Raw genomic sequence first — 22,036 nt, 5'->3', positions numbered from 1 at the left:
CCCGGGGTGGCGAAATCGGTCACAGATGTCAGCCGGTCGTATGATACTGTTTGCCACCTCAGAGCGCGGTCAGTTGTACGGTTTCGGCCGTAGTCGGTCGTAGACCGGATAGAGGTACTCGTAGAGCTCGTACGGCGCGTTTCGCGCGCCCACGCGAAGCAGCTTCACCCAGGCGGGCTGGGTCGACCGCTCGACGTTGTCCGCGAAGTCGTTGTCCGCGAGCCACGCGAGGAACTCGCTAGCTCCGTCGTCCTCGGGCCACTCCTCGGCGGGGAGGTGGTCCTGGATGTCTTCCCAGTAGTACCGGACGTGCTCGTCCAGCGCCCAGTCGTTCGTCTCGAAGCGCTCGACGGCGTAGTCGTACCACTCCTCGTCGACCCGGTAGCCGAAGTCGTTGGGATCGACGCCGGCCAGCAAGAGCCCGGTCGCCGTCCGGACGCACTTCTCACAGCGGTTGCAGTTCCCGCCCGCGTCGTCGTACGTACAGGTCCGGATCACGAACGGAGCTCCCGTTTCGCGGGCGTAGTCGGCCAGCAGCTCCAGCTTGTCCTGGCGCGTGATCTCGAAAGCGTCGTGGTGGCCCCGCGTGCCCGCCCACCGGACGTTGTCGTCGATGTCCGGATGCGATCCCCACGGCGACCCGCGGCCCGGCCAGGTGACCGACTCCAGCTCGAACCCGTCCCAGTGCGTCGAGCCCATGTGGACGACGCCGTACCCCTGGCTGTAGGCCAGCGGCGCACAGACTCCGAGCAGCCCGATGCCGTGGCCGACGCCGCTGTACCACCCGCCGTCTGTGTGGTGCTTGTAGTGGACGTTCAACATCGTGTGATCGAGGAAACCAGAGATGTCCGCCGTGACGCTGTGGGTCGGACAGTCCTCTCGCTGGGCAAATCGGTCCACGTGACCCATGACCCGCTCCCAGCGATCGCCCTCGTCGACGCCGACGACCCAGCCCTGGATCGCGATCAGCGCGGGGTCGGCCTCGCGATGTCGGACGTACGTCGCCAGCGAGTCGACACCGCCGCTGAAAAGCTGTGCCGTCCCGTCGAACGAACCCGGTTCGTGACGGTGCTCCGTGATCCGCTCGGCCCGGAGCGCCCCGCCGTCGATGAACGCGGGGTACATCCGTGACAGCGTGTCTCGGACCGCGTCGAGGCTGTCGACGAACTGCCGGTCGACGGCCTCCACGACGACGGTGCTGTCGGTCGCCCACGCGACCGGACAGACCTGCGCGAGGACCGGAATCGTCGCGATACCGTACGGGACCTCGCTCACGTCTACGTCGTACGACACCGAAAACGTCGACGCGTCGAAGAAGCGCCGCAGGTCCCGCGAGTAGTCGACGGTGTACTCGATCGAGCGCTCTCCGATCGACACGTCCGCGACGACGATCTCAGACATCCTCGCCCTCCCAGCCAGGTCGACGCCGATCGACGCCGTGCGTGGTCCGTGCAGTAATCATCCACTCCGATCCAGGGGTGACGATCGGTTAGTTACGACGCGCCTGCGAGCACCGCGGCTGGCGGGTAGGCTGTGACTGTCACGACCGTCGAACGCGCCAGAGAGGACCGAGGAAGGCGCTCGGGCTTACCCCTCGGTGTGGTTGTCGTAGAACGCGACGGAGAACGCGGATCGGAACGGCGTCAGGACGACCGCAACGACGAACGAGTAGAGGATGACGCCGACTCGGGACGCCAGTGCCGTGCCGGTCAAACTGGTCGGTCCCATGGCCCCACCGGCCGCCGCTCCACTGTCGAGTCCGCCACCCAGCAGTGGCAACAAGAACAGCGCGATCGTCGGCACGGACACCAGCAGGCCGATCACGAGGTTGATGACGCTGAAGCCGAGCGACTGAACGAGGTTGTCGATGACGACGCTGATACTGTTGCGGAAGCCGTCGACGACGCCGACGTCGTCGACCACGATCGCAGTGGCGTAGAACTGGATGAAGAACATCACCAGCAGGAACACGAGCACGAGAACGGCCACCAGGAGGATCGAGACGATGCCGATCCCGCCCAGCATCGAGTCACTCGTCGCGCCAGCGCCGCCGTTCGTCATGGCCATCGCACCGAACCCGACGACGAACAGCGCCACGATGGCCGCGATGAACCCGTAGGCGATCGTGAACACAGCCTGGATCAGGTTCCCGACCAATACGGGCACGTACCGGTCTTTCCCGACTTTCTTGAACGTCTCGAAAGACGTGTCTCTGACCCGCCCCTCGTAGACCATCGCCAGCAGGCCAGCGACGACGAAGGGCGTGATGAAGAACGTCACCAACTGAAAGAGCGCCGGAACGAACGGGATTCCGAACGTCGAGAGAGCAGTCTGGGGGAGTATGATCACCGCGTACAGCGCCCCAATCGCAAACACGATCGGGTTCCGGCGCAGTACGCCGAACGATTCGACGAATGATTTGATCGTCGCCATATCAACCAAGCCGCAAGACACCTACAAATAAATTGATATCGGGGATGCACGCCGCCGAGCGCGGAGCCGTCGGCGGTGAGACGACCAGCGCCGAGTCGGGCAGGTGCGAAGAAACCAAATCAGCTGTCACTGCTCACTGTCGTTCGCAGGAAAAATCCGCCCTCCCCGATTTGAACGGGGGGCAAGTCGATCTACAGTCGACTGCTCTACCAGTCTGAGCTAAGGGCGGTTGCACTCGAACGTAGCGCCGGTGGCAGACTTAACGGTTATCATTCTGTACGAGGGCGGGAGGGTCTCACAGCCACACCGGTCCGTCAGACACTGCCGGCGACGCCCGCGTGGTGGGGCGGACCGAAGGAAGACCCAAAACGGTGGCAGACGGGCGTCAGACGCCGCGGGAAGATTAAAATACCCCGGCGATAATGTGTATGACGAGTCGAATGAGTAAGATCACGTTTCGCGCCGACGACGACCTCATCGATCAGCTCGAGGAGTTCGACGCCTCCAAGAGCGAGGTCATGCGCGAAGCGCTCCGGGAGTATCTGGAAGCGCCAGACGAATCGCCGGGGGCCGTCGACGCGTCCGACGACGGCGACGACAGCATCGACGATCTGATCGTCGACCGCGTGGACGCGATCATCGAGAAGCGTCTGAACGGCCGACTCCAGCCACAGCGTCCCCAGGACGTGAACGTAAACATCACGCTGGAGGGCGAAAACGCCAGCCGAGAGGCGGTGTCGGACGATCAGTCGGAGGTGTCACACGATGGTCGGCGCGAGTCGTCACACGCCAGCACCGATCGTAAGACACCCGGTCGTGAGGACGACGGCACACCCGCGGGCGGACGTAAGACGTGTGGCCAATGTGGCGAAAACGTCACGAGCGACCACGTTTACTGCCCGAACTGTGGTGAGAAGGCAGCCCACCGCGTGTTCTGTGACTGCGGTGACGAGCTCCGGTCGGACTGGGGTTTCTGCCCGAGTTGTGGGCGTCGAACCCCGGCAGCGGACGTTCTCGAAAACAACTAAAGTGGCGAAATTAGACGTTACAACCACCTTACTGTCGTAAACGCGTGGTTGTCATACACCCGCCACAACCTTTATTATACTACACTCTGTGGTATGTTCTGCGTAAGACGGTCGTCTTACACGGCGCGCCACACGGTGGATGTCCCGCCGTCGTCCGGCGATTGCGCGGTGTAAAACGTGCGGTCGGCGTGTAAACGCCTGCCGTCTTACCGGGGAACGAGATAACTATGGAGCGTGTGACACTACGGATTCCGAAGCAGCAGATCGAAGAGGTCGAACGAATGGTCGAAACCGGGGAGTACCCCAACCGCAGCGAGGCCATCAGGTCCGCTGTGCGCGAGATGCTCGCCGAGCAGGAGGGCGGGAAAGAGCGACCATCCGAGAAACGCGAGCGTCGCACCTACGTGAGGGCCTAACGATGCAGGACATCGTCAAGGAAGCCCTCGAGCGCGACGAAGCGGAACAGCAGCAACTGTCCGACGCGGACGTGGACGGTTTCGGTGACCCCCGGATCGTCATCGTCGGCTGTGGCGGAGCCGGTAACAACACGGTCAACCGTCTGTACAACATCGGCGTCGAGGGTGCTGACACGGTGGCGATCAACACCGACAAGCAGCACCTCAAGATGATCGAGGCCGACACGAAGATCCTCGTCGGCAAGTCCCTGACCAACGGCCTCGGTGCCGGTGGCGACCCCTCGATGGGCGAGCGCGCCACCGAGATGGCCCAGGGCACGATCAAGGAAGTGCTGGGAGACGCCGACCTGGTGTTCGTCACCGCCGGCATGGGTGGCGGGACGGGTACCGGTGCAGCACCGGTCGTCTCCAAGATCGCCAAAGAACAGGGCGCGATCGTCGTCGGCATGGTGTCGACGCCGTTCAACGTCGAGCGCGCCCGCACGGTCAAGGCCGAAGAAGGGCTCGAACGCCTGCGCAACGAGGCCGACTCGATCATCGTGCTGGACAACAACCGCCTGCTCGATTACGTCCCGAACCTCCCGATCGGCAAGGCGTTCTCGGTGATGGACCAGATCATCGCCGAGACGGTCAAGGGGATCAGCGAGACCATCACGCAGCCGTCGCTGATCAACCTCGACTACGCCGACATGACCTCGATCATGAACCAGGGCGGCGTCGCGGTCATGCTGGTCGGCGAGACCCAGGACAAGAACAAGACCGAAGAGGTCGTCAAAGACGCGATGAACCACCCGCTGCTGGACGTCGACTACCGCGGCGCGAGCGGCGGACTGGTCCACATCACTGGCGGCCCAGACCTCACGCTGAAGGAGGCCGAAGGGATCGCACAGAACATCACCGAACGGCTCGAAGCCAGCGCCAACGTCATCTGGGGCGCGCGCATCCAGGAGGAGTACAAGGGCAAGGTTCGCGTGATGGCGATCATGACCGGCGTCCAGTCGGCGCAGGTGCTCGGCCCGTCCACCCAGAAGCAGGCCGACAAGTCCCGCGAAGCGATCCAGGAAGTCGGTGACGACACCAGCTTCGACGCCAGCCAGAACGTCGAGGAGTTCGACGATCAGGGCGGCCAGAGCTACGGACACACCGACGGCGGCCGAGACACCAAAGAGAAGAACAACGGAATCGACGTCATCTGACCCGGCGACGCGGTACCCGGCTCGGACTGTCGACTAACTTTTTTGACCGCGACACCGTCCAGAGACAGGTGATGACACACGAGTGCCGGCGACAGTCGAACGACAGATATCAGCGAGTAGTAAATAGTACTTTTGTCCTGCAGGCCGTTCGTGACGTGTAGAACACCGGTCGTCCGCCGACCACCGTCCCGAATCCTATGGTTACCGATACGACGCCGTCGATGACAGCGGTCGAAGCACCCTACGGGTTGCGACTCGCCGATCCGATCGAGGGGGCGCAGTTTACGCTGCTCACGCAACGGCCAGTGACGCCGACCTCGATCGACCCGTCGACGTTCGCGCCGCCCGTCGATACGGCCGCCGTGATTACGGCCACGACGCTGGAGACGCCCTACCAGGTCGACGCGCTCGTTCGTGACGACGAGCTCTCGATCGTCGCCGAATGTACCAGCAGCGAGCGGACCGCCGTCGGACCCGGCGAGTACTACGTCGAACTTTCTTCGGCCAAGATGAAGCTGTACCTCTACGTCGAGGGAGAGGTCGTCTTCGAACCCGGAACCGATCAGGTGCGGCTCTCGTTTCCGGGTGCCAGCGAACTCCGGGTTGGCGTTCGGTCGCTCCACGAGCAGCCGGCGGCGACGATCACGACGACCGACGACCCCGAAGCGCTGGCGACCGCGCTGTCACAGCTGGGTTCGGCACTGAAGACGACGAGCTGTGAGCGGTCGTTCCCGACACTCCGCGGACACCCGCCGCTGATCGAACGCGGCTCGGAGCTGTCGGTCCCGACGGCGCTGTCCGCGCCGGAGACGGGAGTGACCATCGAGGTTCCGCCGCGACTGGATGCACTCTTGCCGGTCACGTCCCTGGCCTACTATCTCGGTGCGACCGTCGAGATCGGATCACGGCCGACGCTCCACGCTGCCGGCTGGTCTCGACCTCTGGACGGCGGTGAGGGCTTCGAGACGACCGTCGCTCGCGTGCTCAAGCAGGTGTTCCTGCTCGACTGCGTCACCCGGACGGAGGGGATGTACGACGTGCCGCTGTACGAGCGGGATCGCGTCGAAGCGGCCGTCGACCTGGACTTCCCGGCGCTGTACGACCAGCCACTCGCCGAACAGGTCCGCCAGTACCTACAGGTGCCCTACGAGGCGATCGCGGAGGCCGTCCCGACGTGGAAGCTGACCGCCGACGTGGTTCCGGAGTCCTCGGCACTCCCGGTGTTGCCCTTCCTCGCCGACGAGCTCGCGATCGTTCGCTGTCCCGACGATCCTACGATCACAGACGGCACGGAGGCGGATCTCTCGCCGAAGGTGACCTCCTTCTTCGATACGTCGGACCGCGGCGGCGAAGCGTTCGTCAGATCGACGGCGACCCGAAGCGAGACGGCGACGCGCGGACTCGACCAGACGGTGTTTACGCCCGAGCCAGCGGACAGCATCGAACAGACCTACGTCGGCGACGGCATCCCGCTGGGCGCGAGCAAGATGAGCGTCGAGGAGTACGACCGACGACTGGAGTTCGACGCCAGCTCCGGCGAGCGGACTCGCATCCTCGTCGTCTGTAACGACCCCCAGATGAGCGACGAGAACGTCGTCGGCGACATCTACGGGACCCGCGAGTGGATCGAGTTCGACATCACCACGCGCGAACAGGTCACGACCGACGAACTGGCGACGCTGCTGACGACGGACGCCGACTTCTTTCACTACATCGGTCACGTCGACCCCGACGGAATCCGGTGTACCGACGGCCACCTCGACGCCGAAACGCTGGAGTCGGTCGGCGTCAACGCGTTCCTGCTCAACGCCTGCCAGTCCTACAGCCAGGGCCGCGCGCTCATCGACGCCGGTGCGATCGGCGGTATCGTCACCCTGACCGACGTGTTGAACAAGACCGCGACGGAGATCGGCCGGACCGTCGCTCGATTGCTCAACCAGGGGTTCTCGCTGCTGTCGATGCTCGGCCTGCTCAAGAAACGGAATCGACTGGCCCAGCGCTACATGGTCGTCGGCGACGGCAACGAGACGCTGGTCGAGAGCGAATCGGGAACGCCATTTTCAGTTACAATTGAAGAAACTAGTAGTGAACAGGTGAAGTCCACAGTAAATGTCTATCCGACAAAGCATTATGGTATGGGCTCGATTTTTAGACCCCTACTTACAGAGTCTGGCCTGAGATATCTTAACTCAGGGAAGTTAGAGACTTTCAACGTTTCACAGACCCGTCTAGAGGAGTTCCTCGAAATGCAGCTATTTCCCGTGGTTGCAGAAGGAAGCCTGTACTGGAGCAGCGAATATAGATTATAATCTATGGGCCAGCGAAAGTAGTTCCACCAGCGCCAGCGGCAGCGCCGGCTTGCGTCAGCAACAGTAGCACAGTAAACATCATGCCGATGAGTTTCGGGTGCGATGCGAGCGTGTCCTTGACAGACTGTGTTTGGCTCATAGCCACTTGTGGACAGGGACCATGGCGAAATATATTTATCTAAAGAATAGTAATAAATTATTCGTTTAATTATCTCTCGTAAATTCAGGAACCGGCGCGGTCTGTCGAATGAGGGCCAGAGGAACGCGGGTCGTATTGGGGATCTAAGACGAGTGAAGATATTTGTCGGTGTAGAGCCATCAGTACGGTAGTGAACGACAGAACCCACACCGTGATCGTAGTGAGGAGGGCGGTGCTGTGACCGAGAGCTTCGATCTCGGGCCGGCCGTCGCGGACGCGACAAACGTGTTGCTGGTCGCGCCGGGCGTCGGGGACACCGCAGACCGACTCTGCTGTGACGTCCTGACGGCCGACGAGCCACCGGAGCACGTCGTCGGGGTGACGATCAGTGAGGGGCCAGAGGAGAAGGCGTCGCGCTGGCGAGAGCTGCTCGGCCCGGCACCGTCGCTGTCGATGCTGGGGCTCGACGGCGTGACCCGCTCGGCCGCGGTCCAGCAGGCACCGACGGCCGACGACACGACCGTCGAGTATCTCGACAGCTCCGAGCCCATCCGGGAGCTCGGCGAGCGGATCGCGACGAAGATCCACCGAGAGACCGACACCGCGGTCTGTTTCGACTCGATTACCGACCTCCAGGAGTGTATGGGGCGCGAAACCGCCTTCGAGTTCCTGCACGTGCTCGGCTCGCGCGTCAGAGCCGGCGGTGCAACCGGCTACTACTACATCGACCGGACGGTCCACGACGAAGAGACGATGACGCTGTACTCCACGCTGTTCGACGCCGCGATCGAGGTCGGCTCGGACGCGGGCACCACCGGAGGCAACTGATCGTGCAGCGCGTACGCCGTGCTCGAACGACGCGGGGGAGACGATGAGCAATGCGACGTTCGACATTTCGGTGACCGACAACGTCGTCCTGGTCTGTATCGACGACGACGACTGTCGCCAGCGGGTGACGGCGGTGCTGCGCGAGGAGTGGCCCGTCAGGACGGCGATCGACGCAGAGACCGCCGTCGACAGCCTCGACGAGGCGGTGTCGGTCGTCCTCGTCGACGCCAGAGACGGTATCGAACAGGCGATTCCACGCCCCCAGCGCGACGAGCGCCCGTTCGAGCTGGCGGCGTTCGTCGACGAGTCGGTCGACGGCACCGACAGAGCCGTCGAGTGTGTCACCAAACCGATCTCGCCAGAGACGCTTCGCGCGACGGTCGAGCGCCTCCAGCGCCGCGTCGAGTACGACCAGCTCCTCGGGCGCTACTACGCGGTCGCCAGCGAGTACGCCGCCACGGCCAGCGGACACGAACGAGAGCCAGAGACGGTGTCGGAGCTGAAAGAGCGGCTGTCGACGATGCGGACACGGCTGGACGAACTCGCCGACGGCCTCGACGACCACGACGCGTTCTCGGTCGCACTGGGCACGCCAGACGAGACGGAATCGCCAGAGGAGTGATACGACCGGCTGTACATCTGTGACCGATTTCGCCACCCTGGGGTGGCGAAGATCGTCACGAAGTAACAGCCGGCAGTATGAGTCACGTGGCCCCAGTCTCGGCTGAGCCGTCGATATCGTTGCCGTTCTCGTCTGAGAGCACCTCGACCGAAGGAGTTCCCAGCGGGTCGTCGACGAATCTGAGCTTCCCGTTGGTCGTCCCGACGTAGACGATCTCCGTCGCGCCGTCGCCGTCGACATCTGCCGTCGTCAGTGGCGCTTTCGTCGCACTCACGCCAGTGAGGCGTTCGGTCCCGCCACCGCTCGCTTTGCGGTTGATCAGGATTTCGTTGCTCCCGTCGACCAGTACCACTGCTGGCGTGCCGTCGCCGTCGAGGTCGGCCAGTGAGCCGGCACCGATGCCGTTGTTCGATCCGGAGCCGGCGTCGTCTATTTTCGTGATACTCCCGTCTGATTCGAGGTATCGCAAGTGCTGACTGGCGTCTGCGAAGACCAGTTCGTCGCTGCCGTCGCCGTCGATGTCGCCGATCCCGGTGACGGCCTGCGCGCCGTTTGGCGGAGTGGCGACGATCTGCGGATTGCTACCGGGTGCAACCCGGTACAGTTCGTCGTGGTTCTGATCGACGAAGAAGACCGACCGCGGCTGTCCGTCCCAGCGACCCGTGGCCAGCCGCGTCTTGCTGGTCTCGATGGAGCCGCCGATGTCGCTGCTGGAGGCGAGTTCCGTCACTTCACCCTCGGCGTCGACGACTCCCACCGTCTCGCTGCCGTCGACGTATGGGATGTCTTCGGTACCGTCACCGGACACGTCGGGCCCGATCGCGCCGATCGCTTCGACGGTGTCCGTGTTCGGAATCGTCGTCACACTGCCGCCGTCACCCTCGACAGCACGGACGCCGGCAGTACTGCCGGTAAAGACCGTGCCGTCGCCCAGCCCTTCGACGACGGCTCCAGGATCGAGGTCGAACTCGGCGAGGATGTACGATGAGGGGTCGTCCGAGCCGTCCTGCCAGACGAGACGGATCGTCTCGCGTCTGGGCAACAGCGGAACGTCGGTCCCAGCGACCAACTCCTCGCCGGCCAGTGTGTCGGGGTCGTCGACGCCACGGACGGTGACACGGGTGCCGTCGATCCGGTCGCCCGAGTGGTGAACGAGGGCGTACTGTTCGCTGTCCGCGATCGGTTCGAGCGAGAGTTTCGCCGTCGGCGCGGGAGTCTGTTGGTCGGCCAGACCGAACACGAACGTCCCCGCCGCCGCGACAAGCAGGACGACGATCGCGACCAGCAGGACGACACCGACGACCGGCGAGACGCTTCGATCACCGAGCCCAGAGAGTCGTGGACCGCCCATTTCGTACAGGGTAGAGACTCGAACGACAAAGAAGCCAGTGTCGGCTCTTCGAGAGAGCGATCAGACAGCTTCGAGTGCGTCGAGCAGATTGCACTTGCGACAGCGGTCTCGACCCGTTGGAGCCCCGCACCGCTCGCACTCGCCGAAGTCGGCGTCGCGGTCGTCCTCGCTGCGGTAGGCCTCGGCGGCCAGTGCGGCGAGTTTCTCGTAGCCGGCCATGATCGAGTGGCGCGTGCCGGGGTGGTTCTCTTCGAGGCCGAGCATGAGGTCCTGGATCTCGCCGCGATAGGCCTCCTCGGCGTGGGGACACTCGGTGATGTGGGCCGGCAGCTCCTCGAAGCGAGCGTACAGAGCGACCTCCTTTTCGGGGATGTCACGGAGTGGCTTGGCCCGCGGGATGTGCTGATCTGTCTCGGGGCGCTCCCGGTCGGCGGGGCCGTCGCCGTCGGCGTCGAACGGCCCCAGCGACGAGTCGAAGTGCTGGGCGATCTGGGTCACGTCGCCTTCGAGGAAGTTCATCAGCGCAGTCTCGGCCTCGTCGTCGAGGTTGTGACCCGTCAGCAGCTTGTCGGCGTCGAGTTCGTCGGCGTACTTCGAGAGCAAGTCCCGGCGAAAGACGCCACAGTAGGCACAGGCGGCCATCCCCTCGGGGTCGTCCTCGACGACCTCGTCCATGCGAACGTCGAACTCCTCGTCGTAGCTGACGACCTCGTGCCGGATCCCGAGCTCGTCGGTCAGCGCCACGGAGGCGTCGAGGCTCTCGTCGCGGTACCCCTCGATCCCCTCGTGGATCGACAGCGCGACGAGTTCGATCCGGGGGTCCTCGGCGAACACGTCCTGTAGGATCTGGGTGAGGACGACGCTGTCTTTGCCTCCCGAGAGCCCGATCACCCACGTCTCCGGGTCCTCCGGCGTGGCATCGCGAGGCACCAGTCCGTCCTCGCGGATGCGGCGACGCACGCGCTTCTCGACGGTCCGGCAAAAGTGCTCTTCGCACATGTGCAGCCCCGAGTAGGCCGCGTGCATCACCGCCGGCGCGCCACACTTGTCACACTCCATCGCCTGCCCGTAGCGGACGTGGGAGGGTCAGGGTTTCGTTCTCAGACGACCGCGTCGGCACCCCGATCGAGCGCCGACAGCAGCGTCGGCACGTGCTCGTCGCGAGAACGCGAGGAGAACAGTTCGTGGCCGCCGTCGTACAGCACCGTCCGGGCCGCGGGCATCCGCTCACCGATCGCGCGTGTCGAGACCACGCGATCGGTCAGCGAGCAGAAGACCACCGCCTCGTCGTCGATCTCGGGGAGCGTTCCGTGGGCTCGCTTCGTCGCCCGGAGGAAGGCCGGCGAGACGCGATCCGGACCGTCGGCCAACTGCTCGTCGGTCGCGTGCTCGCCGATGAGCGATCGGTCGCTGACCCCGCTGGGGAGGAGCTTGGCGTTGCCGGGAATCGCGGCGAAGAGACCGACGATCGGTCCCTGTCGGGACGGCGGGTCGCCCCACCACGGACTGAGGTACGTCGTCGTCGCCGCGTCGAGGTCGGCGTGGGCGACGGTGAGGCCACCGGCACTGTGGGCCAGTACGGCCGGCTCGTCGAGATCCGCGGCGTAGGACTCGACCGGTCGGACCCACTGCTCGGACACGTCGGTGACGTGTGGCGGCAGGGTCGCGGTGTGGACTCGCCAGCCGTCGGCGGCGATTCGATCGATCAGCCAGCGGACCGGTTCGTGTTCGGGACGGTTCCCCCACCCGAGGACGAACAGACAGTCTGGGGCAGACGGCTCCCCGAAGGTGCGAAACTCCATAGCCCGACGAGGGCCGCCACGCTCAAAAACCCGGCTGGACCCCACGACGAGAGCGTTGTCGCCCGTTCACGGCTCGTCGGCGTGCCACTCGATCCACGCCCCGTGAGGGTGAAACCGTGCCAGCCGGTCCGACCTGAACGTTCCCTCGACCGAGCGGTGCCAGTGGAGATCGAGCCCGTCACCGGGCTCGTCGAAGGCACCGCTGCCAGTGAGCCAGTGAATCGGGCGCTCCTGGGCGCGCGTGGCGATCAGGTCCCGGAGCGCCGCTCTGAGGTCGTCTGGCACCTGATACAGAACGAGCGTGCTGTAGACGACGACTGGCACGTCCGCCGGGATTCCATCGAGAATCCCGGGGAGTTCGTCGAGTACGTCCCCCTCGACCAGCCGTGGCGGATCCCGTCGAGCGACCGTGACGGCGTCGGCGAGGACCGCCCGGCGCTGGTCGTGTTCGGGCCAGGTCAGTGCCCCGAGCCACTCGACGTCTGCGTCGTCGGTCACGTCCAGCGGATTCAGGTCGATGCCAACGCGAGAGTGGACGGCGGGCGGTGTCGTAGGCAGTGGCGGCGACCCGTTGTCCACGGACGACCGAATCGTCACGGCCGCGTCAGAGGGGCCGACCCGGCGAACGTCGCCGTCGGACGCCGTCTCACGGAACTCGTAGCCGTACTGATCCCACGAGAGGTTCAGCCCCGCGCTCGGGCCGATCTCGACGAGCGCGATCGGATCGGCCGTCCGTGCTGTGACGTGTGCGAACGCGGGATAGAGGACTGCGGAGCGGCGCACCTCGTTCGTCTGCGTTCGACGGTCTGTGAGAAGTGGACGCAGGTCCGCCGCGTAGACCTCGCAGAAGTCGACCAGCGTCGATTCGAGGTCCGCGTCGGGCGGTCGCGGCTCGTCGGTCACGTTCGGGTAGTAGTCCGCGAGCGGATGATCGACACCGCGACGGACGACACAGTGGACAGCGGCGAGAAAGACGTTCGCGACGGCACGGTCCGCGGGGACGGCCTCGGCGACGGCGAGCAGTTCGGGAGAGTCGGCGACGATCCGACAGAGACGTTCGTACAGCGGAGAGGTGTCAGCGGCCCACTCGGCCAGGTCGAGAAACGACTCCCGAATGGCGGTCATACGGGCCGTTCCAGTGGGACCGACAAGACGCTTACCGTCGAATGAGGTGTGGCCACACGCGTCACTCCTCGTGGACCTGTGGGAGCGTGATCGTGACGGTCGTCCCGTCGTCGAGGGCGACGTCGATCGAGCCGTCGAGCCACTCGACGACCCACTTGACGACCCACAGCCCCAGACCGGAGCCGTGTTCCGTCGGCGTCTCGACGAACGACTCGGTGAGCAGTCGTCGCTCCACGTCGGGCAATCCGGGGCCGTCGTCGTCGACCGTGATCGAGACCGTCTCGGGCGTCGTGGTCACGTCGATCGACACCGTCGGCTCCGCGCAGCCGTGGATGATCGCGTTGCGGATCAGTTCGTCGACGACGACGGCGACGAGGTCGCCGTCGGGAACGAGGGCGCTTTCGGACGACCACTCCGTCGCGACGGTTGCGTCGGGGTACTCGGCCCGGAGGTCTGCAACCGTCTCCTCGACCAGCGGTCCGATCGGTCTGGGCGGCGACTCCGAGCGGTCCGTCCGGAGCGACGTCTCGACGATCCGTGCGTGATCTGCGAGCTTCAGCAGCGACTCGCCGCGACGTTTGATGAGGCTCGCGTCCTCGATCAGACGCTCCTCTTGTGCGGACTCTTCGATACGAGCGGCCGTCCCGGAGACGACCGTCATCGCGTTCCGGAGGTTGTGTCGGAGCACGCGGTTGAGGACGGTCACCTCGACGCGGCGGCGAGCCAGCGTCTCGCTGAGTTCGTTGAAGTGTTCGGCGACGTTGGTCCACTCGGTCGGCCCCGACAGGGAGACCGTCGTGCCGTACTCGCCGGCCACCAGCGCGTTCAGCCCGCCCTGGAGACGCTCGAAGTTGGCGACGTACTCGCGATAGAGCCACCACCCGAACACCGACAGCGACGCGAGGACGAGCCCCAGCGTCCCGAGGCCCAGCAGCGTGATCGACTGGAGGTCCGACCGAACGGCACTCTCGGTCCGTGTCGTCGACACGGTCCAGCCGGTCCGGTCGACGGTCGCGTTGGCGACGGCGACCGCCCCATCGTCGCTTGGCTGGGGGCCCTGCTGGTACAGCGTCGTGCCGTTGGCCGCGACGAGGACACCGCCCGCGGTGCTTTGCTCCTGGCGGATCGGCGCGAGGAAGTCACCCCGACGAACGTGAAACGCCGCGTTGAACGTCCCGACGATCGACCCACCGGAGTGGATCGGGGCACTGATCGTGACGATCCGGTTGCCACTCTCCGCGGAGACCGGTTGGCTGACGTACGTCTCGCCGGCCATCGCCCGCTGGAAGTACTCCCGATCGCCGAACTGCTGGCCGACGAGCGCGCGCGACTGAGCCGGCGCGGTTCCCTCGGAGTACAGTGCCGTCATCGTCCCGTTGGCGGCGATGACGGACGCGCCGCTAAAAGAGGTCGACAGGACGAACGAACGGACCGACTCGGCCTGTCGCTGTGAGTGGTGGTCGGCCAGTGCCGGCGTCTCGGTCCACAGGCCGACTGTCTGGCCCTTCTCGGTGAGCAGTACGTCGAGCTGGGAAGCCATCGTCTCGCTGACTCGTTCGAGAGCGGCCTCATCCTGTGCGATCGTCGCATCGCGATACAGCGTGAAGCCGGCCAGCGAGAGCACCGAGAGCACCACCGTCAACACCAGGAACGCGACGAGGAAGCGTCGCCGAAGTCGCATTGTCGGCAGTTTCGCCACGGAACACATAAAGAGTGGGGGCACGACGGCAGACATATTTTCCTGTGACCGGTAGAGTCGGGCGATGAGCGAACTCGCGCGCGAGGCGGCGATCGATCGAGCCGTCGAAATCGTCGACGCCGTCGCCGAGCAGACCATGCCGGTACCGGTACGAGAGGTCTGGGTGTACGGCGACGTGGCACTCGGACTCGATCCGATCGACCGACTCGACGTGTATCTGACGAAGGACATCCTGCTGCGCGACGACGCAGACCGAGAGTCGGAGTTTCGCGAGCGGCTGGGGGTCGAGGGCGTCGGCAAGACCGTCCGGGCGGCGTGGGCCGACGAGTACCCCGAGTACGTCCGTGCGAACGCCTCGGGCCACGCCGCGCCCGAGCAGTGTCTGGCCGCACACCTGTTAGAAGAGTCCGAACCGATCCACCTCGAAGTGTGCAACGCCTCCTTCGAGGACAACGTCACCCAGCGCCTGAAGGGAGCCCGCGCACGCGGAAACTACGAACAACTGCTGGATCCCCGCGGAGTCTGTCTGTGGGCCGAGGGCCAGCGCAGCGACTCGGCCGTCCGCAAACTCCGGGAGAGCGAACTCGCATTTCCCACGCTGTCTGGCGCACTCGAAACGCTGGGTATGGACCCGACGGAAGCCGGCGAGGCCGCCGACGCCGTCCGAGAGTACCGGGAGCGACAGAGCGGAACGACGGTCCGGGGCGACGTGGTCTGAGATCGGAACTGGAGCCACGGACGCGTGCTTGCGACCGCTGGTGCGTGCTTGCGATCGCAGCCGGACGCGCGCTGGCTGCGAGTGACCTCGACGCCGTAGCTATTTTGCGCCGGGCCGTGAATCGCCGACGATGAGTCAGTCCCTCCACCTCGCGATCCGAACCGTCCACGTCCTCGCGATGGCGCTGCTGGTCGGCGGCGCGGCCGGGCTCTGGGCCGCGGCCCGGCGGCGCGTCGACGACCTCCACGTGCTGGCGAGACGCTACGAGTGGCTCTTCTGGGCCGCGCTGGGCGGACTGGTCCTCACGGGGATCGGCAACCTCGGCGCGCTCGGTGCGCCCGGCCCCGGCACTCGCTGGGGGCAGACGCTGCTCGCGAAGCTCGTGGTCGTCGCGCTGTTCGTCCTCGGCTCGGCCGTCAGAACGCTGGCCGTCACCCGGACCGACCGCTCGACGCCACTCGCCGCCTGGAGTCGGCGGGCGTACGGGCTGACGACGGCGACACTGCTTGGACTCGTCGTCCTGGCGGAGGTGCTGGCCCATGGCTGAGACCGCGGCCGCGTCCCGGACAACACGCGAGACGGTCGGACGACCGACGACGACACTCACCGCGTGGACGCTCGCGACCACGAACACGGTGGGGTTCGTCCTCGCCGTACTGGTCCCCGCCTACGCCAGCGGCGGGCTCTCGGACGTGTTGCCCTCGCTGAACACGGCGGTCGGCGTCGTAGCGTTTCTCGCCCTCTGGCTGGTCGTCGGCGTGACGACCCACTGGGTGCTGGCCCACGTCGACCCGTCCAGTGACTCGGCGGTTCGGCTGACGCTGTGGGCCGGGAGCTGCGGGGCTCTCGCCGGCGTCGTCTTCCTGGTCGGGATCGTCGTCGGGCTCGGCGTCCCGGCGGCAGTCGTCGGCTCGTTCGGACTGCGGACGGTCGTCCTGCTGGCGGCCGTCGGGACGCCGATCGCCGCCATCGTGGGAGCCGTCGTCGGCGTCGCGGCGGGACTGCTCGACGTGGTCTTGCTCCGGATCGCCGACCGCGTCACTCCCCGATCAGACCGACGGTGACGAAGAAGGGGACCGTCTCGGTCCGCTCGTACTCGCCGGCACCCATCTGATCGATCACGTCTCGGCCCATCGACCGCCAGGCTTCCCGGAGCCGGTCGAACTCGTCGTCGGGGACCGACGCGGCCAGCACGTCGGCCCGGTCGGCCAGCCCCGCGCCCGTCGCCTTGCGCTGTGCCGCGGTGAGTGCGGCCTCCGAGTACGGCGGCGTGACGGTGAGTCGCTGATCGTACCGCCGCGTCGAGACCACGTCCAGCCCGGCGTCAGGAAAGAGATCGGCCGCGCGCGCTCCAAGTGCCACGTCGGTGTCGACGCCGTCGAGGTAGAGCCGGCGCGCCCGTCGGGCCAGCGTCGGTTCGGCGTCGACGGTCGACTCGACGCTGACGGCGCTGTTGTCCGGTTCGATGACGGCGACGCGGTCGCTGGCGACTCTGGCGAACTCCGCGAGTGCCGCCGCGGGCTCCGGGAGGTTGATCAGGAGCGCCTGACACACCACGAGGTCGACGGCGTCGTCCGCGAAGGGCAGTCGCGTGGCGTCGCCACGAACGACCGGCTGGCGAACGGTCGACAGCAACGCCTCGTCGGCGTCGACGCCGATCACGTCGCCGGGCGACTCCTCGCGGAGCACCGCGGTGAGTTCGCCGCTGCCACAGCCGACGTCGAGCACTCGCTGGGCGGTGTCGAGTTCGAGATCGGCGAGCGCCTCGCGGGAGTCGCCCCACATCCCCCGGCGCGTGCGTTCGAGGTAGTCGGCGTCGAATCTGCGCACGACCGGGGTTGTCGTGCGACCGGCAAAAGGAGCCCGGTCACGCGCGTCGGAGCAGTAGCCGGTCGGCAGCCAGATCCTCCAAGACGGCGTGGGGGCCGCCGATCCAGTGACGACCGTCGTCTTCGACGAGGATCGAGTTCTCGATGGGCAGTGAGGAAGACGCGGGGTACACCATCCGCTGGTGGACGTTCAGGACGCGACCGTCGACGGTGCGTTCGGCCCCGGTCTCCGGATCGTGGCCGGTCGCGCGGCATCGGATCGGCACGTCGTCGCGGAGACACAGCGCGACGTTCGTCACCGCCTGTCGGATGCCGTCGTACGTCGCGGGCAGGTCGGGCACGTCAGCGGCGTGGACCTCCGACGCGAACATCCAGAAGTTCGTGACGAAGTCCCGGTAGAATCCGTGTGCGATCTCCTGGAAGTCGAAGGTGCCGACGACGTCGTCCGGGCTGTCGCCGGTGATCGACGATCCGTTGCCGATCAGGCCCCGCTCGTTGTCGACACAGCAGAACACGGGCGCGATGTCCTCCGATCTGCGTGCGACCGTCGAACAGTTCGCCAGCGACGGCAGTTCGCGTTTCGAGCGCTCGTCGTGTGGCGGGTCCCAGACCAACACGAGGACGAGCAGCCCACGATCGACGGCCGCCGAGAGCGTCGCTTCGAGCTCCGGCAACGCCGTGTGTGGCACCGAGAGAGCGACTTCCGACGCCGCACCGTCGACCAGGGCTCGAATCCGGTCGAGGATGGCGTCGCGCTCGATCACCTCGGTGTCGACAGTCATCACCGACAACAGGTACCAGATGCCGATAAAACCACCTATCACCGAGGGTGATAGAGCACACGTTTTTATCGCTTGGATTCGGCAGTTCCCGCATGGACGAGGGGACGACGGTGCTGTACGTGGGGGGATACGGTAGCACCGAGCCACGAGACCACCTCGAAGCCGCGGGGTTCGAGGTCGAGAGCGTCGTCGGAGCGGCCGACGCGCGGGCTGCCCTCCGAGAGAACCGATCGATCGAGGTCTGTGTCACCAGATACGAGGTCCCGCGCGCCGACGGGATCGAGTTCCAGGGCGGGCTCGCGGTCGTCGACGTCGTCGAGGCCGAACGGCCATCGCTCCCGGTGATCCTCTTTACCCGGATGGCCAACCGAGACGTGGCACGCGAGGTTTCGGGGCGGGACCTGTTCGACTACATCCCGATCCAGTCGGGCGACGCGCCCTACGACCGACTGGTCCGGCGCACTCGAACGGCCGCGCGTCGGTACCGAACCGACCGGCGCGTCGAACAGCTGTCGCGGATCAACGAGATCGTCCGGGACGTGAACCGCGAACTCGTCCGTGCCGACGACCGCGAAGCCGTCGAGCGAGCGGTCTGTGAGGAACTCACACAGCGGGGTGCCTACGAGTTCGCCCGGTTCGAAGGTGGCGACGGGACCACGGCCCACGGGGACGAGGCCGACGGCGGGACGATCGACCCGGACGCCCTCGCGAGCCACCTCGGGGAGAGCGGGCCGGGCGTCGTCGATCTGGACGAACGCTGGCAGCCCTACACCGCAGGCATCGTCGTCCCGGTCGCCATAGACGGGGTCGAATACGGCCGAGTGTTGCTGTGTACGACCCGTCCGGACGCCCTCGACGAGACCGAGCAGGAGGTGCTCGGAGAGCTGGGCGAGACGATCGCCGACGCGCTCGACGCCATCGAGACCCAGCAACAACTGGCCGTCCGCGAGCGAGAGCTGGCAGAGCAGAACCGCCGGCTCGAACGCTTCGCCTCGATCGCCAGCCACGACCTCCGGAACCCCCTCCAGGTCGCCGACGGCTACGTCCAGCAGCTCCGCGAAGAGTCCGACGACGAGCGCCTCGACGAGATCAGCCAGGCGCTGGGACGCATCGGCACCATCATCGACGACGTGCTCGCGCTGGCCCGGAGCGGCGACGGTGCGATGACGAAGACGGCCGTCGACCTGACGGCGGCCGTCGAGCGGGCCTGGGAGACGGTCGACACCGGCGACGCGACCCTGGAGTGTGCGGTGTCGGGGACGGTCCAGGCCGACGAGGACCGCCTCGCGCGGCTCTTCGAGAACCTGTTTCGCAACGCCATGGAACACGGGTTCACGGCGTCGGCGACCCGGGACAGGCGAGCCGGCGGAACGGACACGGATCTGACCGTCCGCGTGGTCCCGGCCGAGAACGGCTTCGCGGTCGAGGACGACGGCGTCGGCATCCCGCGAGAGAAACGAGAGTCCGTCGTCGAGCTGGGCCACTCGGAGGGCGGCGGGACGGGTCTCGGACTGGCGATCGTCGCCCGAATCGCCGAGGCACACGACTGGACGGTCACCGTCGAGGAGAGCGACGCCGGTGGTGCCCGGTTCGTCTTCGCCGTCGGCGAGCCGGTGTCCGACGCGTAGGTGTCGACCCGGCGCGCGCCGTCGCGGTTCGCTCCGCTGTCAGGCGTTGCCCAGTTCTCTGGCCCGTTCGATGTTCCACTCGAAACCCCGGCCGTCTTCGGTCGGGGTCTCCAGGACGAAAGGCACGTCTTCGAGGGCGTCGTGGGTCAACAGCGCGGCCATCCCCTCCTCGCCGATGTAGCCCTCGCCGAGGTGAGCGTGTTCGTCCTTGTTGGTGCCACACTCGTGTTTCGAGTCGTTGAGGTGGATGCAAGCGAGGTTGTCGAGTCCGACCACGTCGTCGAACTCGGCGACGGTCTCGGCGACGCCGTCGGCCGTCGAGATGTCGTAGCCCGCGGCGAATGCGTGGGCCGTGTCGACACAGACTTCGAGGTCCTGCTCGGAGCGGTCCAGCACCTCGGCGAGGTGTTCGAACTCGCCGCCGAGTTTCGTCCCGCTGCCGGCGTCGGACTCGACGAGCACCGTGACGCCGTCGGGAATCGTCAGTTCGTCCAGGGCGCTGGCGGCGTTGTCGAGCCCGCCCTCGACGCCGGCCCCCGTGTGAGCACCGAGGTGGACGTTGACGTACTCGACGCCGAGTTTGTCGGCGGCGTCGACCTCCTTTTGCATCGAGTCGATCGACTTCGCCCGGAGGTCGTCTTTGGGGGTACAGAGGTTGACGAGGTACGACGAGTGGATGACCCACGGCCCGACGCCGTGTTCGTCGCTGCGTTCGCGGAACTGTTCGGCCTCCTCGTCCTCGATGTTCGGGTCCTGCCAGACCTGTGGCGAGTGGCTGAAGATCTGGCCGCAGTTTCCACCGTAGTCGACCTGTTCGTCGACGGCGTTGTACGCTCCGCCAGCGATCGAGGTGTGTGCTCCGACGCGCATACCGGTGGATACGGTCGGTCGATCAAAGCACTTCCGAAGGCACCGCCGGGAGTTTTGGCCCCGCGGACCCAAGGTCGAGTGTGCCAGCAGACGCGCTCCCGCCGGACGTGTACGCCGTCCTCGACCAGTTGCTCACCGAGGCCGGTCGGGCGGTCGCCAGGGGCGACCACGAGACCGCTTCCAGCGCCGTCGACAGCGCGGCGACGGTGACCGAGAACAAGGTGCCGCCCGGGCCACAGCTGCGACTGCTCGAACACTGCTGTGAGACGGTGACCGACCTGCTCGAAGCCGAGGACACCGACGCGGCGCTGATCCGAGAGTACCTGCGAGCGACGAGCGAGCGACTCGTCGTCGAGGGTGGCAGCTCCTGATACTGCCGGCTGTCAGGCCGTCGGATCCGTCCGCTCGCGGGTCCAGGCCTCCGTCCCGAACTTCTCGCTCACGCGCTCGCGCGCACGCGAAGTGATTTCGTCTGGCCACGACGTTTCCGTGACGGTCCCACCGAGCGTCGTCTCGACCCACTCGCGGAGTGTGTCACGGAGCGTCGCGACGGCTTCCGAGCGAGAACAGTCGACGTACTCCTCGATGCCGCCGACCCGATCGGCGAACGCGTCCGGTTCCGGATCGCCGGTGAAACAAGCACAGTGGCGCGCCGGGGTCGTCTCGAAGGTGAGCGAGCCGTGTTGCACGACGGCGTCGCGCTGTCGGTACTGTGCGTTGCCGCTGATCTTGCGGCCGTCCGGACCGACCACGTCGTGTGCCGGGTGCAACGCCCGGAGGTAACACGCGGGCTGGTACACGGCCGGTCGCTCGTCGCTCGCGAAGGTCGCGTCGACCCCCATTCCCTCGAAGGCATCGAGGATCGGCTCACAGAGCAGTTCGTAACACGCCAACAGGTCGCCCGGAACGGCGTCGCCCGGTACGACGATCGAGTACGAGATGTCGCCGTCGGTATCGTGGTAGATCGCACCCCCGCCCGTGGGTCGGCGCGTGACGGTGATCGCCTCGCGCTCGCAGTAGTCCCAGTCGATCGTCGCCGGATCCTGGTTGTAGCCAAGCGAGAGCGTGCTGGGCTCCCAGCAGTAGAGTCGAACCGTCGCCAGGCCGCCGTCGGCGACCGTCTCGGCGGTGACCTCGTCCAGCGCCATGTTCGTCGGCCCGTCGTGTGCGCGTTCGTCGACGAACCGCCACGACAGGTCCCCCAGATCGGTCATGGGACGGCCTACGGCCGGAGCCCCGAAAGCGGTTGCGGGCGGCGTCG

22 protein-coding genes and 1 tRNA gene are annotated in these 22,036 nt (G+C 66.2%); 11 read left to right on the top strand and 12 right to left on the bottom strand.

The genetic code is table 11. From position 1 onward, the window contains the following. Positions 1-69 precede the first annotated feature (69 nt). From ACAH01_RS03845 to ACAH01_RS03835, 3 genes are all read right to left on the bottom strand, one after another. Entirely contained in the window at positions 70-1,401 is a 1,332-nt protein-coding gene (locus tag ACAH01_RS03845) for a hypothetical protein (protein ID WP_170092488.1), read from the bottom strand. A gap of 186 nt (positions 1,402-1,587) precedes the next feature. Beyond that, the gene (locus tag ACAH01_RS03840; protein ID WP_372480287.1) at positions 1,588-2,433 is read right to left on the bottom strand and encodes a hypothetical protein; all 846 of its coding nucleotides are present in this window, start codon (positions 2,431-2,433) and stop codon (positions 1,588-1,590) included. A 155-nt stretch (positions 2,434-2,588) separates the two neighbouring features. Next, positions 2,589-2,662 (bottom strand) — tRNA-Tyr (locus ACAH01_RS03835). A gap of 211 nt (positions 2,663-2,873) precedes the next feature. Here ACAH01_RS03835 and ACAH01_RS03830 point away from each other — a divergent pair. From ACAH01_RS03830 to ACAH01_RS03805, 6 genes are all read left to right on the top strand, one after another. Further along, a complete protein-coding gene (locus ACAH01_RS03830) occupies positions 2,874-3,461 on the top strand; it encodes a zinc ribbon domain-containing protein (protein WP_372480286.1) in 588 nt (195 codons plus the stop codon). 227 nt (positions 3,462-3,688) lie between these two features. Next, positions 3,689-3,877: a ribbon-helix-helix domain-containing protein gene (locus ACAH01_RS03825; protein ID WP_012807698.1), complete on the top strand. Its 189-nt coding sequence runs from the start codon at positions 3,689-3,691 to the stop codon at positions 3,875-3,877. A 2-nt stretch (positions 3,878-3,879) separates the two neighbouring features. Then, on the top strand, positions 3,880-5,073 hold the full coding sequence (ftsZ, locus tag ACAH01_RS03820) for a cell division protein FtsZ (protein ID WP_153554343.1): 1,194 nt from the start codon (positions 3,880-3,882) through the stop codon (positions 5,071-5,073). A gap of 221 nt (positions 5,074-5,294) precedes the next feature. After that, a complete protein-coding gene (locus ACAH01_RS03815; protein ID WP_372480285.1) occupies positions 5,295-7,382 on the top strand; it encodes a hypothetical protein in 2,088 nt (695 codons plus the stop codon). Between the two features lie 376 nt (positions 7,383-7,758). Then, positions 7,759-8,349: a hypothetical protein gene (locus ACAH01_RS03810; RefSeq protein WP_372480284.1), complete on the top strand. Its 591-nt coding sequence runs from the start codon at positions 7,759-7,761 to the stop codon at positions 8,347-8,349. A 43-nt stretch (positions 8,350-8,392) separates the two neighbouring features. Further along, positions 8,393-8,971: a HalX domain-containing protein gene (locus tag ACAH01_RS03805; RefSeq protein ID WP_372480283.1), complete on the top strand. Its 579-nt coding sequence runs from the start codon at positions 8,393-8,395 to the stop codon at positions 8,969-8,971. Positions 8,972-9,053: 82 nt separating this feature from the next. On the opposite strand, the gene ACAH01_RS03800 is transcribed toward ACAH01_RS03805, so the two are convergent. From ACAH01_RS03800 to ACAH01_RS03780, 5 genes are all read right to left on the bottom strand, one after another. Further along, positions 9,054-10,322 (bottom strand): FG-GAP repeat domain-containing protein, encoded by a 1,269-nt coding sequence (locus tag ACAH01_RS03800; RefSeq protein WP_372480282.1) that lies wholly within the window; start codon positions 10,320-10,322, stop codon positions 9,054-9,056. Between the two features lie 60 nt (positions 10,323-10,382). Next, entirely contained in the window at positions 10,383-11,381 is a 999-nt protein-coding gene (locus ACAH01_RS03795) for a TIGR00269 family protein (protein WP_372480281.1), read from the bottom strand. 41 nt (positions 11,382-11,422) lie between these two features. Then, the gene (locus tag ACAH01_RS03790) at positions 11,423-12,124 is read right to left on the bottom strand and encodes an alpha/beta fold hydrolase (protein ID WP_372480280.1); all 702 of its coding nucleotides are present in this window, start codon (positions 12,122-12,124) and stop codon (positions 11,423-11,425) included. Positions 12,125-12,190: 66 nt separating this feature from the next. Beyond that, entirely contained in the window at positions 12,191-13,249 is a 1,059-nt protein-coding gene (locus ACAH01_RS03785) for a DUF2332 domain-containing protein (RefSeq protein ID WP_372480279.1), read from the bottom strand. 61 nt (positions 13,250-13,310) lie between these two features. Continuing rightward, a complete protein-coding gene (locus tag ACAH01_RS03780; RefSeq protein ID WP_372480278.1) occupies positions 13,311-14,930 on the bottom strand; it encodes a cache domain-containing protein in 1,620 nt (539 codons plus the stop codon). A gap of 82 nt (positions 14,931-15,012) precedes the next feature. Between ACAH01_RS03780 and ACAH01_RS03775 the strand changes: the two genes are divergently transcribed. From ACAH01_RS03775 to ACAH01_RS03765, 3 genes are all read left to right on the top strand, one after another. Beyond that, complete coding sequence (locus ACAH01_RS03775) at positions 15,013-15,666, top strand: hypothetical protein (protein WP_372480277.1); 654 nt, start codon at positions 15,013-15,015, stop codon at positions 15,664-15,666. Between the two features lie 130 nt (positions 15,667-15,796). After that, on the top strand, positions 15,797-16,213 hold the full coding sequence (locus ACAH01_RS03770) for a CopD family protein (RefSeq protein WP_372480276.1): 417 nt from the start codon (positions 15,797-15,799) through the stop codon (positions 16,211-16,213). After that, positions 16,206-16,730, top strand: coding sequence for a hypothetical protein (locus tag ACAH01_RS03765; protein ID WP_170092502.1), 525 nt, complete (start codon positions 16,206-16,208; stop codon positions 16,728-16,730). Before ACAH01_RS03770 ends, ACAH01_RS03765 begins: the two co-directional genes overlap by 8 nt. On the opposite strand, the gene ACAH01_RS03760 is transcribed toward ACAH01_RS03765, so the two are convergent. Then, complete coding sequence (locus ACAH01_RS03760) at positions 16,705-17,496, bottom strand: class I SAM-dependent methyltransferase (protein ID WP_372480275.1); 792 nt, start codon at positions 17,494-17,496, stop codon at positions 16,705-16,707. The genes ACAH01_RS03765 and ACAH01_RS03760 overlap by 26 nt on opposite strands. A 37-nt stretch (positions 17,497-17,533) precedes the next feature. Next, a complete protein-coding gene (locus ACAH01_RS03755; RefSeq protein ID WP_372480274.1) occupies positions 17,534-18,277 on the bottom strand; it encodes a TrmB family transcriptional regulator sugar-binding domain-containing protein in 744 nt (247 codons plus the stop codon). Positions 18,278-18,369: 92 nt separating this feature from the next. On the opposite strand from ACAH01_RS03755, the gene ACAH01_RS03750 reads away from it, so the two are divergent. Then, on the top strand, positions 18,370-19,905 hold the full coding sequence (locus ACAH01_RS03750) for an ATP-binding protein (protein ID WP_372480273.1): 1,536 nt from the start codon (positions 18,370-18,372) through the stop codon (positions 19,903-19,905). Positions 19,906-19,944: 39 nt separating this feature from the next. Here ACAH01_RS03750 and ACAH01_RS03745 read toward each other — a convergent pair whose 3' ends face one another. Next, on the bottom strand, positions 19,945-20,775 hold the full coding sequence (locus tag ACAH01_RS03745) for a deoxyribonuclease IV (protein ID WP_170092506.1): 831 nt from the start codon (positions 20,773-20,775) through the stop codon (positions 19,945-19,947). 80 nt (positions 20,776-20,855) lie between these two features. Here ACAH01_RS03745 and ACAH01_RS03740 point away from each other — a divergent pair, with 80 nt between their 5' ends. Then, a complete protein-coding gene (locus ACAH01_RS03740; protein WP_372480272.1) occupies positions 20,856-21,146 on the top strand; it encodes a hypothetical protein in 291 nt (96 codons plus the stop codon). Positions 21,147-21,158: 12 nt separating this feature from the next. On the opposite strand, the gene ACAH01_RS03735 is transcribed toward ACAH01_RS03740, so the two are convergent. Then, a complete protein-coding gene (locus tag ACAH01_RS03735) occupies positions 21,159-21,989 on the bottom strand; it encodes a biotin/lipoate A/B protein ligase family protein (protein WP_372480271.1) in 831 nt (276 codons plus the stop codon). Between the last annotated feature and the right edge of the window lie 47 nt (positions 21,990-22,036).

The organism is Halomicrobium sp. HM KBTZ05, from assembly GCF_041530035.1.
GTDB lineage: Archaea > Halobacteriota > Halobacteria > Halobacteriales > Haloarculaceae > Halomicrobium.
This window is presented reverse-complemented; position numbering and strand designations above follow the sequence as displayed.

Coding starts and splice junctions, on each gene's coding strand:
- ACAH01_RS03755 (WP_372480274.1), bottom strand. CDS start 18,277: ATGACTGTCGACACCGAGGTGATCGAGCGCGACGCCATCCTCGACCGG.
- ACAH01_RS03785 (WP_372480279.1), bottom strand. CDS start 13,249: ATGACCGCCATTCGGGAGTCGTTTCTCGACCTGGCCGAGTGGGCCGCT.
- ACAH01_RS03790 (WP_372480280.1), bottom strand. CDS start 12,124: ATGGAGTTTCGCACCTTCGGGGAGCCGTCTGCCCCAGACTGTCTGTTC.
- ACAH01_RS03815 (WP_372480285.1), top strand. CDS start 5,295: ATGACAGCGGTCGAAGCACCCTACGGGTTGCGACTCGCCGATCCGATC.
- ACAH01_RS03795 (WP_372480281.1), bottom strand. CDS start 11,381: ATGGAGTGTGACAAGTGTGGCGCGCCGGCGGTGATGCACGCGGCCTAC.
- ACAH01_RS03780 (WP_372480278.1), bottom strand. CDS start 14,930: ATGCGACTTCGGCGACGCTTCCTCGTCGCGTTCCTGGTGTTGACGGTG.
- ACAH01_RS03805 (WP_372480283.1), top strand. CDS start 8,393: ATGAGCAATGCGACGTTCGACATTTCGGTGACCGACAACGTCGTCCTG.
- ACAH01_RS03845 (WP_170092488.1), bottom strand. CDS start 1,401: ATGTCTGAGATCGTCGTCGCGGACGTGTCGATCGGAGAGCGCTCGATC.
- ACAH01_RS03840 (WP_372480287.1), bottom strand. CDS start 2,433: ATGGCGACGATCAAATCATTCGTCGAATCGTTCGGCGTACTGCGCCGG.
- ACAH01_RS03800 (WP_372480282.1), bottom strand. CDS start 10,322: ATGGGCGGTCCACGACTCTCTGGGCTCGGTGATCGAAGCGTCTCGCCG.
- ACAH01_RS03825 (WP_012807698.1), top strand. CDS start 3,689: ATGGAGCGTGTGACACTACGGATTCCGAAGCAGCAGATCGAAGAGGTC.
- ACAH01_RS03750 (WP_372480273.1), top strand. CDS start 18,370: ATGGACGAGGGGACGACGGTGCTGTACGTGGGGGGATACGGTAGCACC.
- ACAH01_RS03770 (WP_372480276.1), top strand. CDS start 15,797: ATGAGTCAGTCCCTCCACCTCGCGATCCGAACCGTCCACGTCCTCGCG.
- ACAH01_RS03765 (WP_170092502.1), top strand. CDS start 16,206: ATGGCTGAGACCGCGGCCGCGTCCCGGACAACACGCGAGACGGTCGGA.
- ACAH01_RS03830 (WP_372480286.1), top strand. CDS start 2,874: ATGAGTAAGATCACGTTTCGCGCCGACGACGACCTCATCGATCAGCTC.
- ACAH01_RS03775 (WP_372480277.1), top strand. CDS start 15,013: ATGAGCGAACTCGCGCGCGAGGCGGCGATCGATCGAGCCGTCGAAATC.
- ACAH01_RS03735 (WP_372480271.1), bottom strand. CDS start 21,989: ATGACCGATCTGGGGGACCTGTCGTGGCGGTTCGTCGACGAACGCGCA.
- ACAH01_RS03745 (WP_170092506.1), bottom strand. CDS start 20,775: ATGCGCGTCGGAGCACACACCTCGATCGCTGGCGGAGCGTACAACGCC.
- ftsZ (WP_153554343.1), top strand. CDS start 3,880: ATGCAGGACATCGTCAAGGAAGCCCTCGAGCGCGACGAAGCGGAACAG.